The sequence below is a fragment of the Ruegeria sp. F11 genome (assembly GCF_056533855.1).
Map to the genome: position 1 here is coordinate 328,665 of NZ_JBQFOW010000002.1, position 15,269 is coordinate 343,933.

The window sequence follows — 15,269 nt, forward strand, 5'->3', positions numbered from 1 at the left end:
GCGCGGTATCAACCGGAGACCACCTGTGGCTGACGCACCTGTCCCACCGAACAATGCCGACACGCCGAAAGGGCTGGCGCTGGCCGTGACGGCCTATGTCCTTTGGGGGTTTCTGCCGCTTTACATGAAAGCCATGGCGCATATCGGGCCGGTCGAGATTGTGGCGCACCGCATCATCTGGTCGGTGCCGGTGGCTGGCCTGCTTCTGGTCGCGCTGGGGCGGACGCGAGATATCCGGGCGGCGCTGGGCAATCCGAAGATGCTGGCGATGGCAGCTTTGACGGCAGCGCTGATCTCGGTGAACTGGGCGATTTATGTCTGGGCGATTTCCTCGGGCAATGCGCTGGATGCGGCGCTTGGGTATTACATCAACCCTCTGTTCAGTATTGCGTTGGGCGCGATCCTGCTGCGCGAGCCGCTGAACCGGACGCAACTGGTGGCCGTTGGGCTGGCCGCGATGGGGGTACTTGTTCTGGTGGTTGAGGCCGGACAACTGCCCTGGGCGGCGCTGGGACTGATGGTCAGTTGGGGGTTCTACGCCTTCTTCAAGCGCTCGCTGCCAATCGGCCCCAATCAGGGGTTTTTGCTTGAGGTACTGATCCTGCTGATCCCGGCGCTGACCTATGTGACTTGGCTGGGCGCAAAAGGGACGGGCCATTTCGGGGCCGCTGCGAGTGACACCATGCTGCTGGCAGGGGCAGGGATCGTGACGGCGGTTCCGTTGCTGGTCTATGCCAATGGGGCCAAGCTGGTACGCCTGTCCACCATGGGCATCCTGCAATACATCGCACCGACGATGATCTTCATCACCGCCGTCACCGTGTTTGGCGAGCAGATCGACCGGGGCCGCTTGATTGCGTTTCCGCTGATCTGGGCCGCTTTGGTGGTCTACTCAATCCCGATGATCCGGCAGGCGCGGGCTCAGGCCTGATGCAGAAGCCGGGCCGCCTCTTTGGCCCAAATTTCATAGGTTTTGGGGCTGGGGTGATAGCCGTCTGGCGCGGCCAAGGCCGGATCGTCGGGCAAGTCCAGCGTCAAGTGGCGGGCTTGCGGATAGCGCGCGACGACCTGCTGCAAGCCTTGATCCAGACGCGCGGCCTGCCGTCCTAGAACCCAGGCCAAAGGATGAGGCAGGGCAGGGAAGCGGCTCATCTGCGGCACGGCGGTCAGAACCACCTTGCGCGCGCCGAATCCGTCGGTGAGCAGGTCCATCAGACGGGTTTGCCGCGCGATGAACCTGTTACGGGTCACGCCGCGTGTTACATCGTTTACACCAAGGGCTGTCACCACCGCATCATACGAACCGTCCAGTTTCTCCAACCGATTCAGAACGTCCTGCGTGGTGTGCCCTGTTGTCGCCTCCAGCCGCCATTCGACCGAATAGTGGCGGCCCAGTTGTGCGACCAGATGGCCCGACAAGGCCTGCGCCTGCGTGCCCGCCCCAACCCCTGCGGCCGAGCTGTCGCCGGTGATCAGCAGACGCAGGCGCGGACCTCGGCCTGAGCGCCCTTCGCGCGGGCCCGAAGGTTCCGGCAGCATCTGCGCTTTGCGGCGCACGGAAAGGCCCTGGGCCGCTAGCACCGGCAGCAGCGGCACCCTGAGAATTTGGTCGGCGGCAATCGGTCCGGGCATGATCAACTCAGCGCGTCTTTGTATTCCAGAAAGCGGGGGTCTTTCATCACCCGCGCCATCATCGCCTCGCGCAGGGCACCGATGGTCTTGTAGGGGCGCATGACGACCTCGAAGGTCTGAACAAGGCCTTCGTCGTTCAGGGTGATCAGGTCGACGCCAATCGCATCCAGATCGCCGACCTTGCACTGAAACTCTAGCGCCCAGTCGGTGCCGTCGCCCATAATGCGACGATAGCGGAAGTCCGAGAAGACCTGACCCACATGGCCCAGCACCGCCGCCACCGGCGCGCGGCCTGTCCAGGTGCTGTAATAGGTTGGCGGCAGGAACCGGACATCCTCGGCCAGAAGCGCGTGGATCAGGGTTTCATCGCCCTTGGCGACCACTTCTTGCAAGCGTTTGATTGTTGGGTGCATGTCACCTCCGTTATCCTTAACGCAAGATTTGCCGATGGCCGCCGCGCAGACAAGGACGACGTTGCGGGAAGCGGCGCGCTGCGATAGGCAGGCCCGCATGACCGAGACCTATGATCCCCCGACAACGCCGCTGGACGTGCTGCATGAAGATGCGCAGCTGATCGTGGTGAACAAACCCTCGGGCCTGTTGTCGGTACCGGGGCGAGGGGACCATCTGGCCGATTGCCTGCTGACCCGCGTTCAGGCGAGCTTTCCGCAGGCGCTGCTGGTGCACCGGCTGGATCGCGATACTTCGGGGATTATGGTGTTTGCCCAGACACCCCATGCGCAGCGGCACCTTGGCCTTCAGTTCGAAAAGCGCCAGACACGTAAAACCTATGTTGCCCGCGTCTGGGGAAAGGTCGCGCCCAAGACCGGGACTGTGGACCTGCCTCTGATCGTGGACTGGCCCAATCGCCCGCGGCAGATGGTGTGTCATGACACCGGCAAACCCGCCGTCACCGACTGGCACGTCGTGAAGCATGAGGACGACAGCACGCGTTTGCGTCTGTTTCCCAAGACCGGCAGGTCCCACCAGTTACGGGTCCACATGCAGGCGCTGGGGCATCCCATCCTTGGCGATCCGTTCTATGCCACCGGACCGGCGCTGGAGTTCCCCCGGCTGATGCTGCATTCCGAGGAATTGCGCCTGAAACACCCCGAGGGCGGTATTTCGATGAAATTCCGCGCCTCTGCCGATTTCTAACCATTTGGCAGGTATTTGCCGATTTCACCGTATTGTTGCTTGAGCCTGACGTAGCGCAGCGTGATATACTGGGTCAAACGAACCAAACCCGGCAAACGGGTACAGGAGCAGAAGGTGATATCATGACGATTTCCAAGTTTTTTCTGGCCACCGGGCTGTGCTCGGCCATGGCCCTGACCGCATGTACCGATCCCGGAACGCTGAGCGTGCCGAGCGATCCCAACCAGAACACCAAGCAAGGCGCGATTCTGGGTGGCCTCGTGGGGGCCGGTGTTGGGGCCATCGCAAACGGCTCGGACCCGTTGCTGGGGGCGCTGGCCGGAGGGGCCATCGGTGCTGCCGGAGGCGGCCTGATCGGTAATCAACTGGACAAACAGGCGGCAGAACTGCGCCAGCAGCTGGCCAATGACGGCATCACCATCGTAAACGCAGGTGATCGGCTGATCGTGACCGTGCCCAACGACATCACCTTTGACACCGACAGCGCGACCGTGCGTCCGGCGCTGCGGTCCGATCTGGTGAAGGTGGGGCAGAACCTGGTGAACTACCCCAACTCGAACGTGCAGATCATCGGCCATACCGACAGCGACGGCGATGCGTCCTATAATCAGGGCCTGTCGGTGCGCCGCGCCAATGCGGTGGCAGACATTCTGCAAGCAAATGGCGTGAGCTTTAACCGTATCTCGACCATCGGTCAGGGCGAGAACAATCCGATTGCCTCGAACCTGACGCCTGCTGGAAAGGCGCAGAACCGCCGGGTCGAGATCATCGTGGTTCCAAGTGGCAACGCCTGATCCTGCGCAGGGGTTGTGTATCAAACAGGGTTTGGTTCCGGCGGTTCGCGGTTTACTATGGGGAAACACTGAAACGGAGTTTCCCCTGATGTCCAAACCGGTCCTGCTTGGCCTGTCCGGGTCTTTGCGCCAAAACGCCACCAACCGCAAACTGCTGCGCGAAGCCGCGCGGCTGTTCGACCCTGCCAGCTTCATCGAGGCGGATTTGAACCTGCCGCTCTATGACGGCGATCTGGAGGAAGGCGAGGGCATCCCCGCCGCCGTTCAGACACTGGCCGACCAGATCGTGCAGGCCGATGCGGTGATTATCTCAACGCCGGAATACAACAAAGGGCCGTCCGGGGTTCTGAAGAACGCGTTGGACTGGGTCAGCCGGACCAAGGGCAACCCGTGGGTCGATAAGCCGGTAGCCGTAATGTCCGCCGCCGCGGGCCGGGCCGGGGGCGAACGGGCGCAGATGATCCTGCGCGCCTATATGGTGCCGTTCCAGCCGCGTATCCTGCAGGGGCCCGAGATTCATCTGGCCAGCAGTTCGAACGAGTTTGACGAGCAGGGCAGGCTGACCAACCATCGCTACGAAACAGCGCTGCACAAGCTGATGGAGAAGCTGCGGGACATGAGTCAAAACTGCCCCGATGCCTCGTGACGCGCAAACCGATGTGATGGACCCGGCGCGGGCTGCCGCCCTGCAAGCGGCGCTGGGCCGGGATGGCGTGATCACCGAAGGGTCTGCACTGCCGCCCTTCTTCCACCACCTGTATTTTTGGACGGCCCGCGCGCCGGAACAGTTGGGCCGAGATGGCCACCCCCGTGTCGGCGATGCGTTGATCCCCGATATGGGCCTGCCCCGCCGGATGTGGGCCGGGGGCAGGTTGGAGTTTCGTGCCCCGCTGATCGCAGGGGTTCCGGCTGAACGGCGGTCGGTGCTGGACAGCCAAAGCACCAAGGTCGGGCGGTCCGGCCCGCTTGGCTTTGTCACCCTGCGGCACGAAATCTGGCAGGCGGGTAACTTGCGTCTGACCGAATGGCAGGACCTTGTGTATCGCGACGACCCGTCCGAGAACGCGGCCAAACCGACCCCTCCGGTGGCCAGAACGGACGAGACAGACCGGCGAGAGCTCAGGTTCGACACCACCCTGCTCTTCCGCTATTCGGCGCTTACGTTCAACGGGCACCGGATCCACTACGATTTGGATTATGCCCGCGATGTCGAAGGCTATGACGGGCTGGTCGTGCACGGACCGTTGCTGGCGCAGCTCCTGATGTTGTTTGCCGAGGACCTGGCAGGGCCTTTGACAGCGTTTTCCTTCCGCGCCACCGCGCCCTTGATGCATTTTGAAACGTCGGAACCGTGCAGAAACGGCCCGAACCTGTGGGTGCGTGGCCCCGATGGCCGCCAATGCATGCAGGCCGTGGCCCGGTCAGAGTGACGCCTCGGCCCGGAAATCCTCGGGGATCGTATCGCGGTCTTCAAGGACCAGATCGGCCATGACCTCGGCCACTTTCGGGGCCATGCCAAAGCCGATCTTGAACCCGCCATTGGCGATAAACTGGCCTTGGTGCAGGGGATGCGCCCCCAGCATCGGCGCGCGGCTTTTGCTGCGGGGGCGGACGCCCGCCCAACGCTCGATCACCTCGGCTCCGTGCAGAAGCGGCACCGCGCGGGTGGCGCGGTCCAGAACGTCATCAAGCGCGGCGTCGGTGCTGGTTGGGTCGTCATACTCCCGCTCGGAGGTTGAACCGATGGCCAGCGTTCCGTCCGCATGCGGCACGATATGGATGGCGTCGGCAAATAGCTGTGGCGCGTCACCGGCATCGAAACGCAGCAAGGCTGCCTGTCCTTTGACGCCGTTGCCAACAGTTTTGCCAAAGGCCGCGTTCAGGTCCAGCAGACCGGCCAGCCCGGTTGCGTGGATGATGCTCCCCGCGTCGGGCGCTTCGGGAACCACTTCAATGCCCTTCACCGCCAGCGCCGCAACCAACGCCGCGCAGGCGCGCCGTGGGTGCAAGCGCGCGGTCAGGGTGTCGTGAATGACATAGCCCGTCGGGCTGGGCGGGCACCACGCGCCAGCCTCGGCGGTTTCGATCACCCGCCATTCGGCACGCCCCTGCCACAGATCACGCGCCGTCTCCCGCCGCTGTCGCGCCAAATCGAGCCCACGCTGGTCCGGGATCGGCTGAATGCGCCCCAGACGCCCGTAGCCTGCCGACACGCCGCCTGTTGCCTCGACCTGTGCCCAGAACGGTTCGGCCATGATCAGACTGTCGAACTGAAACGCCTTCTTGGCGTTCCAGTTTTCCGGTACATGCGGGGCCAAAGCGCCCACCAGCCCGCCGCTGGAGCCCGTACCGGGACCAAAGGGATCGACGATCTGAACCTTCGCGCCGCGTCGGGCGCAGGTCCAGGCGATGGACAGGCCGAAAATCCCCGCGCCCCGCACCGTCACATCGACCATTGCCAATCCCCTTTTCCTTGTTCAGTGTCGCGCCGCTTAGCTACAGGATTCCCCGATGGCAGACCAGCGCGCCAAACTGACCTGGACCGAGGATCGGATTCCGGTCTCGGACCGGTTCGACGATCCCTATTACTCGTTGCAGAACGGGCTGGAAGAGACGCGTCATGTGTTTCTGGTAGGCAATGACCTGCCCGCGCGCTTTGCGCCGGGATTTCACATCGCTGAACTGGGCTTTGGCACCGGGCTGAACATGCTGACCGTCTGGTCCGAGTGGGAGAGCTCTGGCCAGACCGGGCCGTTGCAGTTCACCAGTTTCGAAGCCTTCCCGATGGGGGCCGAGGACATGGCGCGTGCGCTGGCGGCGTTTCCGGAGTTGAAACTTTGGACAGATCGATTCCTTGCGCAGTGGACGGGGCAAAACTGCGATCTGGACACGCTGTCGCTGAGGGTCATTCACGGCGATGCCCGTAAGACCCTGCCCACATGGGATGGCGTTGCCGATGCATGGTTTCTGGACGGGTTCTCACCCGCCAAAAACCCCGAACTTTGGGGCGCGGACCTGATGCAACAGGTCGCGGATCACACCGCGCCAAACGGCACTGCCGCCACCTATACCGCCGCAGGCTTTGTGCGGCGCGGGCTGCAGAACGCGGGGTTCACCGTCACCCGCACCCCTGGCTATGGCCGCAAGCGCCACATGACCCGCGCGGTGAAGACGTGACCCAGACAAACAATATCAGCGCGGGTATCGCGCTTATGATCGGCGCGACCGTTGTATTCGCGCTGCAAGACGGCATCTCGCGCCATCTGGCGGGGGCGTATAACACTTACATGGTTGTGATGGTCCGCTATTGGTTCTTCGCGGCCTTCGTCATCGCCTTGGCCGCCCGCGCACCCGGAGGGCTAAAGGCAACGGCCCAAACCAGCCAACTTGGCCTGCAGATTTCCCGAGGCGTCATTCTGGCCACCGAGGTCTGCGTCGCGGTCTACGCCTTTACCATTCTGGGCCTGATCGAAAGTCAGGCCGTGTTCATCTGCTACCCGCTGCTGGTTGCGGCCCTCAGCGGTCCGGTCCTTGGAGAACAAGTGGGTTGGCGGCGCTGGTCAGCGATTGGGGTCGGTTGCGTGGGGGTTCTGATCATCCTGCAGCCGGGGGCCGGGGTCTTCAACCCGTGGGCGATCATCCCGCTGATCTCGGCGCTGCTGTTCGCCATCTACGGCCTGTTAACCCGCTATGCCGCCCGCCGCGATACGTCTCTGACCAGTTTCTTCTGGACCGGCGTTGCCGGGGCGGTGGCGATGACACTGGTCGGCATTTGGTTCTGGGAACCGATGGCCCGTGCCGACTGGCTTTGGATGGGACTGTTGTGCGTGTCCGGGGTGCTGGGCCACTGGCTGCTGATCAAATGCTACGAAATGGCCGAGGCCAGCGCCGTGCAGCCCTTTGCCTATTTCCATCTGATCTGGAGCGCGATCCTCGGCATCTCAGTTTTCGGAGAAACCCTGCGCCCCGAGGTCGTCGCAGGCGCAGCACTGGTGGTGGGTGCGGGCCTTTTTACCCTATGGCGCGAACGCCGCCAGCGTTGAGCCCGTCAGTTCCTGCGAGAACGGGACCGGCAGTGCAGGCTGGCCCAGACGGGCGCGGTACACCGGCAGGCTTTCGGCCACGCGCATCACGTAATTGCGGGTTTCCTTGAACGGGATGGTCTCAATCCAGTCCACCATATCCACCTGACCGGCGCGCGGATCGCCATAGCGCTGCATCCACGAGATCGGGCGTCTGGGCCCCGCATTATACCCGGCAGCCATCATCACGATATTGCCGTTGAAGTCTGCAGCTAGCCCCGACAGGTAGTTGGCCCCTAACTTGGCATTATACTTCCAGTCCGAGGTCAGCCGCACGGTCTTATGCCCGCTGAGGATGCCCAGTTCCTGCGCCACCAGCTTGGCGGTGGCTGGCATCACCTGCATCAACCCGCGCGCGCCTGCACCACTGATCACGACAGGATCGAATTCGCTTTCACGCCGCGCGATGGCAAGCGTCATCTCCTTGGCCATCGGCAGGCCCATATCGGCAACCGGATGCACTGGGTAATAGGCGGCAGGCAGCACGGTTCCGGTCGTGGCCGCGCGTTTGGCAATCATCACCGCCAGATGCGGCTCTTTCAACTCGATCACCAGATCACCCAGTTGCGTCGCCTGCACCGGGTCGAGGCTTTCGACCAGATGGGTCAAAAACCGCTCGGCCAGATTGTCCTCGCCCGCTTTCAGCAACAGCAACCCGGCCTCCAGCACGCTGGAATCGGCAAACTCGGCCTCTTTCCAATGCGGTGCGCGGCGCGGGCTGGCGAGTTCGCTGTCAAAGGGCCGTCCGATCTGTTCCGCCGCCAGCAGGCCATAGAATGAGGTCTGGTAATCCGCGCCCATCGCATAGGCCTCATATGCCTTGTCCGCATCGCCATGCGCGGCATAGGCCCGGCCCAGCCAATAGCCGCCGCGCCCCTTGGAAATAGGCGACTGCACGGCGGTCGAGAAATTCTGGAAATGCCGGATCGCGGTGGCCGGATCATCCAGCTTTCGCAGGGCAAGAAAGCCTGCCAGCCACTCCAGATCCGCATAACCATAGCCCATTTCCGGTGTCATGTGATGGTTCGCAGCGATATCATAGGCCCTGTTCGCATCGCCCTGCCGCATCGCCAGCCGCGCCAGCCTGCGCCGCCCTTCGGCCCATTTGTCCGGTTCCCCCAGCGCATCGGGGTCGGTGGACCGGGCCAGCATCAGATCAATAGCGCTGTCATCCAGTTCCTTCTTGTCCCGCCAGACAAAACGGTCAAAGGCCAGCCCCGGCGCATTCGCCAGCGCTTTCGGCACCGCAGAGATCTTCCCGTCCACCCCCGGTTCGCGCTTTTGCAGGGCAATCCGCGCCTCGGCCAGTTTGCGTTGGTCGGCACTGACCAGGGGCAACATGCGACCGGCGCTGACCAGATGGCCGTCCCACAGCATCCGGTCCAGCCGCGCCGCGTGGTGCGGTTTCAACACTTTTGAAAAGTTTTCGATGTAGTCCTTCTGCAGCCCCGACCCCATCGGCATGGTGCGCCAGGCGGTCACGATATCGGCTTCGGCCTCGCCATGCCGGCCCTTCGCCATCAGGGCAATCGCGTAGTTCAGGGCACCTTCCGCCGTTTGCGGTGGCTGATCGGCGTAGAAGGTCAATGCCCGGTCCGCATCAGAACCGCTAAAGGACGGCTCGCTTTTCCGGCGCAGCCAGGCCAGCCCAGGCCAGTCCGGGCGACGGTCCAGAAACACCAGCACATCGCCGGAACTGCCGAACCCTTCGCGCAGCCAATGCCAGACGATGATATCGCGCGAAACCGAACCGCGTGCGCCCGACACCCGCAACGCCTCGTTCCAGTCGCCCTTGCGCATTTCGGCCAGCCCGGCCCGCAAATCGCCCGCCGCATCGGCAGATGCCCGCTGCGGCGGCAGCGCCAAAGTCAGAATCACCGCCATCACAGCAGCCAGAACGCGTGTCATCCCTTGCATTTCCCAACCAACCGAGGATACAGCCATGCAGGATAATGCGTGCGCTGCCGGGATCAACTCACAAACCTTCAAACGAGGCGGACCGGGGCGTGAAAACCACAAACTGCACCTTAAGGAGCGTGTCATGTTCAAAGGCTCGATGCCAGCCCTCGTCACCCCGTTCAGAAACGGCGAGTTGGACCTGGATACGCTCAAACACCTGGTAGAATGGCACGTAGAGGAAGGCTCGACCGGTTTGGTGCCAGTGGGCACGACCGGCGAAAGCCCGACGCTGAGCCATGAAGAGCACGAAACCGTTGTGGCAGAAGTTGTGAAGGCCGCTGCGGGCCGGGTTCCGGTCATCGCCGGTGCGGGCTCGAACAACACGGTCGAGGCGGTTCGCTTTGTCCAGTTTGCGAAGAAAGTCGGCGCAGATGCGGCGCTGGTGGTGACGCCCTACTACAACAAGCCGACGCAGAAAGGTCTGCTGGCCCATTACCGTACCCTGCACGACTGCGCCGATATCCCGATCGTCATCTACAACATCCCCGGTCGTTCGGTCATCGACATGACGCCCGAGACGATGGGAGAGCTGTCGAAACTGCCGCGCATCATCGGCGTCAAGGACGCAACCGGCGATCTGGCGCGCGTCAGCCAGCAGCGTGCTGCCTGCGGGCCCGAGTTCTGCCAACTCTCCGGCGAGGACGCCACTGCGCTGGGCTTCAATGCCCATGGCGGGGTCGGCTGCATCTCGGTCACGGCCAATGTCGCACCCAAACTTTGCGCCGAATTCCAGCAGGCCACGCTGGAGGGCGATTATGCCAAAGCGCTGGCCTATCAGGACCGCCTGATGCCCCTGCACGAGGCGATCTTCATCGAACCCGGTCTCGTCGGCGCGAAATACGCGCTCAGCAAACTGGGCCGCTGCAGTGCTGAAGTCCGCTCGCCCCTGACAGAGCTTGAGGACGGCACCAAATCCACCATCGACGCCGCCATGGCGCATGCGGGCCTGCTGTAAACCGCGGCCCCAAACCGGATCCGCTCTTCATCTGGCCGAAAATATCCCGGGGGAGGAATTGGCCTGAAAGGCCAAGGAGGGGGCTGGCCCCCTCCCTCATCGTTTGCCGTAATAGAGCCCCACCACATGTTCCGCCTGCGCAAAGAACAACCAGCGTGAGATCACGACGCCGGTCAGATGCGACAACACGGCGAGCAGAGCAAAGACATGCTTGATCGCAACTCCTGCGACCGGGAGCAGGATCAGCAGCAAGGGCAGGGCAAAAGCCAGACCAAAAGACATTACCCGCAACTTCTGCGCATGTTTGCGACCGACCACGTGCACGAATTCGCGCAGCAGGTAGTTGGTGCCCGTATGTGGCGGCTCAAAGGCACGGACAGTGCCCCGGCCCCCCAACCCGGTGGCGGTGCCCAACGTGGTGCCAGAGCGTGCCAGTGCGCCGTCGCCCTTGGCCCAGTATGCAAGCTGAACGGCCCCGGCGAGGACCAACAGCCAAGGGGCCAGCGCCTCTGCCCCGGCCAGCAAAGCTCCGCCTGCAAGGCTGAACGACAGGAACATTGCTGGCGTCAGGCTCATGTTCCAGCGGGGAATGGTCTTGAGCTGGGTGTAGATCATCGAGGTTGTAAACACCGTTGCAAGGCTAAGCAGTGCCCCGATGCACCCCAACAGCGCCCAATGGCTGCCTAGAAACACCGCTCCCAGCGCGTACAGCCCCATAAAGACAAGCGCCGCAACGGCGCAGACCCCTTCGCGGCTGAGCCAGCTTGATTTCCACTGGCTAAAGGCTTTCCAGGCGCGTTCGGGATGCCCCAGATGGAAGGTCGATGCCAAAAGCCCTCCCACTGCTAGCGCATAGGCGATGGCGTAGAAGACGAACGCGACAAAGCCGGTCACCGCAGGTTGACCGAGGCCCAGAAAAAACAGCAGCCCGAACCCCAGACCGGAGAAGGTTGTGAAGATGATGACAGAAGGGGACGGGTGCATCAGAGCTTCTCCAGAGTTTTGTCGAGCCAGCCGAGAAAGCCCTTGGGGTCCTCGGCAACCGGGGCCAGCAGGGGGGCCAGAATGTCGATCTGATCCTCAACCTGATCCTTGGGCCGGGGCGGCAGGTATTTGTTGACCGGTTTGGTGCCCATTTCGGGCATCAGGTCCATGCCTTCGCGCTCGACCACCAGTTTGCTGACATCGCTGTCGGGGTCGCCCAGATCGCCAAAATGCCGGGCACCAGCGGGGCAGGTGCGCACGCATGAGGGCACACGGTCTTCCTCCGGTAGGTTTTCGTTGTAAATCCGGTCAACGCAGAGGGTGCATTTCTTCATCACGCCCTCGGCCATATCCATCTCGCGCGCGCCATAGGGGCAGGACCAGGCGCAGAGGCCACAGCCTATGCAGTCGCTTTCATTGACCAGCACGATGCCGTCCTCGACCCTTTTGTAGCTGGCCCCGGTGGGGCAGACCGTGACGCAAGGCGCGTCCTCGCAATGGAGGCAGGATTTCGGGAAATGGATCAGTTGCGCGTGGCCATTTTCTGGCTGCACCTCGTAGGAGTGCACCCGGTTGAGGAAGGTGCCCGAGGGGTTGGCCCCGTAGGCATCCTGATCGCTGAGCGGCACGCCGTAATTCTCGGTGTTCCAGCCTTTGCAGGAGATCACGCAGGCGTGGCAGCCGACGCAGGTGTCCAGGTCGATGACCAGACCCATTTTGCGGTCAGTGGATTGGGGAATCTGGGTCATGGCTGCCTTCTATCTGTGCGGGTGGTCAGGGCGGACTGGGGCTCTGCCCCAGACCCCGGGATATTTTTGGACAGATGAAGTGCGGATCGGGTCATTTACCGACTTTCCATGCAAGGTCCCTTGGGCCGGTGCCTACCGGGGATTTGATGGGGGCGAATTCGGGCTGGCTTTCGGCATCTGCCGGAGGGGGGGCCTTTTCGATCTTCACTTTCAGGTCGAACCATGCGGCTTGCCCGGTCACGGGGTCCGAGTTGGCCCAGCGCATGCCGTCGCCTTTTGGGGGCAGAAGCTCGTGGATCAGGTGGTTGAGCAGGAAGCCCTTGGTGGCCTCGGGGGCGTCTTCCTGCAAAGCCCAAGCGCCTTTGCGTTTGCCGATGGCGTTCCAGGTCCAGACTGTGTTTTCATTCAGCGCGGCCATTTCCATGACCGGCACTGTGATTTCTCCGTGCGGAGAGGTGACTTTGGCCCAGCCGCCGTCCTGCAGGTTGTGCTGTCGCATGAGTTTGGTCGGCACGTAGAGCGGGTTGCGCCCATGTAGCTGGCGCAGCCATGCGTTCTGGGTGCCCCAACTGTGATACATCGCCATCGGGCGCTGGGTCAGGGCGTTGACCGTGAAGCCGTCGTTCCCCTGCTGGTCGGTCTCGTACCAGATGGGCAGCGGGTCCATCGTGTCTTTGAGGCGCTGGCGCAGGTGGTCGGGCGGCTGGCGGTCGCCATGCCCTTCTGCGGCCAGTTGAAATTTGCGCATCGGCTCGGAATATAGCTGGAACAGGTAGGGTTGGGGGCTGTCATAGAGGCCCATTCCAACGGCCCAATCCTGATAGGCCGCGTTCCAAGGTTTGTAGTAATCCGCGCCTTCGGGAATATGGGCGACGTAGAAGCCGCCGTTTTCGACGTAGCGGTTGAGTTGGTCGGGATTGACCTCTCCGCGCCCTTCCTTGTCGCCGTTTTCGCCACGGAATCCGGCGAGCGGGCCGATGCCGGGCTTGCGCTGGTGGTTGACGATGTAGTCGGCGTAGTCCTTCCACTTTGGCGTGCCGTCGTCGTTGGTGAAACCGGGCAAGCTCATGCGGTTGGCGAGTTGGATCAGCACGGATTGGAACCCTCGCACGTCGCGGTCGGGTTCGACGACGGGCCAGCGGATGGCGTCGGCGGCGGCGTCAGCCTCGCAGATCGGGCGATCCAGCAGTGAGATACAGTCGTGGCGCTCCAGATAGGTGGTGTCGGGCAGGATCAGGTCGGCATAGGCGACCATTTCCGAGGAATAGGCGTCGGAATAGATGATCTTTGGAATGACGTATTTGCCGTCTTCGTTGCGGGCCGACAGCATCTCCATCACGCCCTTGGTGTTCATGGAGGAGTTCCACGACATATTCGCCATGTACATGAACAGCGTATCGATCTTGTAGGGATCACCGGCGGCGGCGTTCGAGATCACCATATGCATCAGACCGTGGGCCGACATCGGGTTTTCCCAGGTGAACGCCTTGTCGATGCGTTGGGCGTTGCCGTTCTCGTCCAGCAGCAGGTCCTCGGGGCCACGTGGGAAGCCAAGGTGGGGGCCTTCCAGCGGGCGGCCCGGGCGGCGGTCTCCGTGCGGGGTGGGGTGGGCCTCGACCGGTTTGGGGTAGGGCGGCTTGAAGCGGAAGCCGCCGGGAACCTCGACCGTGCCCAGCAGGATTTGCAGCACATGCAGCGCGCGGCAGGTCTGAAAGCCATTGGCATGTGCCGAGATGCCGCGCATGGCGTGGAAGCTGACCGGGCGGCCTGTCATTTTGGAGTGCTTTTCGCCTCGGAAGTCGGTCCATTCGTGATCCAGCTCGATGGCCTCGTCAAAGGCGACCCGGGCGATTTCGGCGGCGATGGCACGGATTTTCTTTGCCGGGACACCGCAGCGCGCGGCCACGTTTTCGGGGGCGTAATCCTCCGAGAGGTACTTCTCGGCCATCTGGTGGAAGACCGGGCGATGGGTGACGCCGTCTTTGTCGTAGGTGGCTGACAGGTCCGGGCGCACGCCGGATTTGTCGAAGGCGGTTGGCTCGCCCGTCATGCGGTCGATCACCAGTGGTTTGCCATCGGTGTCGCGCAGGAACAGGCCTTTCTCGGGGCCTTCTGCGGCGTTCACCAAAACCGGCGCGTTGGTGTAGCGGGCAAGGTAGTCGAGGTCGATCTTGCCGGCTTTCATTAGCACATGGATCAGCGACAGGATGAACAGCCCGTCGGTGCCGGGCGTGATGCCAACCCAATCGTCGGCCACAGCGTTATAGCCGGAACGGATCGGGTTTACCCCGATCACCCGCGCGCCGCGCGCCTTGATCTTGCCGATGCCCATCTTGATCGGGTTGCTGTCGTGATCCTCGGCCACGCCGAACAGCATGAACAGCTTGGTATGCTCCCAATCAGGCTGGCCGAATTCCCAGAACGCGCCACCCATCGTGTAGATTCCACCCGCCGCCATATTGACCGAGCAGAACCCGCCATGGGCTGCATAGTTCGGGGTGCCGAAATTCTGCGCCCAGAACGAGGTAAAGCTCTGGCTCTGATCGCGACCGGTGAAGAAGGCCAGTTTCTGGGGGGCGGTTTCGTGCAGCTCGTTCAGCCAGCCGACGGCGGTGCTGATCGCTTCGTCCCATTCGATCTCGCGGAATTCTCCGGACCCACGCGGACCGACGCGCCGCAGAGGCTTGCGCAGGCGCGAGGGCGCGTTGACCTGCATGATGCCCGCACTGCCCTTGGCGCACAGAACACCCTTGTTCACCGGGTGGTCCCGGTTGCCCTCGATGTACGCAACCTTGCCGTCTTTCATGTGAACATTGATGCCGCACCGACAGGCGCACATGTAGCAGGTGGTCTTGCGGACCTCGTCCGAGACCTTTGGCGATGTGTCGATAACTGGCTGGTTCATATACGTCTCTTTGGCTGTCGGTCTGATCATTACAGCATCTCGCCCGGATCA

Annotated in this window: 15 protein-coding genes; 8 read left to right on the top strand and 7 right to left on the bottom strand. The window is 62.8% G+C overall.

Annotated features, from left to right (window positions below):
• Positions 1-25 precede the first annotated feature (25 nt).
• Positions 26-931, top strand: coding sequence for an EamA family transporter RarD (gene rarD / locus ACR0NJ_RS04170; protein ID WP_480815874.1), 906 nt, complete (start codon positions 26-28; stop codon positions 929-931).
• Here the strand turns inward: rarD and ACR0NJ_RS04175 are convergent.
• Together ACR0NJ_RS04175 and ACR0NJ_RS04180 are read right to left on the bottom strand one after the other, a co-directional pair.
• Positions 922-1,632 (bottom strand): SGNH/GDSL hydrolase family protein, encoded by a 711-nt coding sequence (locus tag ACR0NJ_RS04175; protein ID WP_480815875.1) that lies wholly within the window; start codon positions 1,630-1,632, stop codon positions 922-924. The genes rarD and ACR0NJ_RS04175 overlap by 10 nt on opposite strands.
• Positions 1,633-1,634: 2 nt before the next feature.
• A complete protein-coding gene (locus ACR0NJ_RS04180) occupies positions 1,635-2,045 on the bottom strand; it encodes a nuclear transport factor 2 family protein (protein ID WP_480815876.1) in 411 nt (136 codons plus the stop codon).
• A 97-nt stretch (positions 2,046-2,142) separates the two neighbouring features.
• On the opposite strand from ACR0NJ_RS04180, the gene ACR0NJ_RS04185 reads away from it, so the two are divergent.
• The 4 genes from ACR0NJ_RS04185 (at position 2,143) to ACR0NJ_RS04200 (ending at position 5,014) form a co-directional block, all read left to right on the top strand.
• Positions 2,143-2,790 carry an RluA family pseudouridine synthase gene (locus ACR0NJ_RS04185; RefSeq protein ID WP_480815877.1) on the top strand — a complete coding sequence of 216 codons (648 nt, stop codon included), beginning with the start codon at positions 2,143-2,145 and terminating at the stop codon, positions 2,788-2,790.
• Positions 2,791-2,912: 122 nt separating this feature from the next.
• Positions 2,913-3,584: a YiaD family glycine zipper/OmpA-like lipoprotein gene (locus ACR0NJ_RS04190; RefSeq protein ID WP_480815878.1), complete on the top strand. Its 672-nt coding sequence runs from the start codon at positions 2,913-2,915 to the stop codon at positions 3,582-3,584.
• An 88-nt stretch (positions 3,585-3,672) separates the two neighbouring features.
• Complete coding sequence (locus ACR0NJ_RS04195) at positions 3,673-4,230, top strand: NADPH-dependent FMN reductase (RefSeq protein WP_480815879.1); 558 nt, start codon at positions 3,673-3,675, stop codon at positions 4,228-4,230.
• Complete coding sequence (locus ACR0NJ_RS04200) at positions 4,220-5,014, top strand: HTD2 family dehydratase (protein WP_480815880.1); 795 nt, start codon at positions 4,220-4,222, stop codon at positions 5,012-5,014. Before ACR0NJ_RS04195 ends, ACR0NJ_RS04200 begins: the two co-directional genes overlap by 11 nt.
• On the opposite strand, the gene ACR0NJ_RS04205 is transcribed toward ACR0NJ_RS04200, so the two are convergent.
• Positions 5,006-6,040: an NAD(P)/FAD-dependent oxidoreductase gene (locus ACR0NJ_RS04205; RefSeq protein ID WP_480815881.1), complete on the bottom strand. Its 1,035-nt coding sequence runs from the start codon at positions 6,038-6,040 to the stop codon at positions 5,006-5,008. The genes ACR0NJ_RS04200 and ACR0NJ_RS04205 overlap by 9 nt on opposite strands.
• A 55-nt stretch (positions 6,041-6,095) precedes the next feature.
• On the opposite strand from ACR0NJ_RS04205, the gene mnmC2 reads away from it, so the two are divergent.
• Together mnmC2 and ACR0NJ_RS04215 are read left to right on the top strand one after the other, a co-directional pair.
• Positions 6,096-6,761, top strand: coding sequence for a tRNA (5-methylaminomethyl-2-thiouridine)(34)-methyltransferase MnmC2 (gene mnmC2 / locus ACR0NJ_RS04210; RefSeq protein WP_480815882.1), 666 nt, complete (start codon positions 6,096-6,098; stop codon positions 6,759-6,761).
• Positions 6,758-7,627, top strand: a complete 870-nt coding sequence (locus ACR0NJ_RS04215) for a DMT family transporter (protein WP_480815883.1) — start codon at positions 6,758-6,760, stop codon at positions 7,625-7,627. The genes mnmC2 and ACR0NJ_RS04215 overlap by 4 nt, the downstream gene beginning before the upstream one ends.
• Here ACR0NJ_RS04215 and ACR0NJ_RS04220 read toward each other — a convergent pair.
• On the bottom strand, positions 7,601-9,574 hold the full coding sequence (locus ACR0NJ_RS04220; protein WP_480815884.1) for a lytic transglycosylase domain-containing protein: 1,974 nt from the start codon (positions 9,572-9,574) through the stop codon (positions 7,601-7,603). The two genes, ACR0NJ_RS04215 and ACR0NJ_RS04220, sit on opposite strands and share 27 nt — an antisense overlap.
• Before the next feature lie 133 nt (positions 9,575-9,707).
• On the opposite strand from ACR0NJ_RS04220, the gene dapA reads away from it, so the two are divergent.
• The gene (gene dapA, locus ACR0NJ_RS04225) at positions 9,708-10,580 is read left to right on the top strand and encodes a 4-hydroxy-tetrahydrodipicolinate synthase (RefSeq protein WP_480815939.1); all 873 of its coding nucleotides are present in this window, start codon (positions 9,708-9,710) and stop codon (positions 10,578-10,580) included.
• Positions 10,581-10,676: 96 nt separating this feature from the next.
• On the opposite strand, the gene ACR0NJ_RS04230 is transcribed toward dapA, so the two are convergent.
• From ACR0NJ_RS04230 to ACR0NJ_RS04240, 3 genes are all read right to left on the bottom strand, one after another.
• A complete protein-coding gene (locus ACR0NJ_RS04230; RefSeq protein ID WP_480815885.1) occupies positions 10,677-11,564 on the bottom strand; it encodes a dimethyl sulfoxide reductase anchor subunit family protein in 888 nt (295 codons plus the stop codon).
• Entirely contained in the window at positions 11,564-12,313 is a 750-nt protein-coding gene (locus ACR0NJ_RS04235; protein ID WP_480815886.1) for a 4Fe-4S dicluster domain-containing protein, read from the bottom strand. Before ACR0NJ_RS04235 ends, ACR0NJ_RS04230 begins: the two co-directional genes overlap by 1 nt.
• 91 nt (positions 12,314-12,404) lie before the next feature.
• On the bottom strand, positions 12,405-15,218 hold the full coding sequence (locus tag ACR0NJ_RS04240; RefSeq protein WP_480815887.1) for a molybdopterin oxidoreductase family protein: 2,814 nt from the start codon (positions 15,216-15,218) through the stop codon (positions 12,405-12,407).
• Between the last annotated feature and the right edge of the window lie 51 nt (positions 15,219-15,269).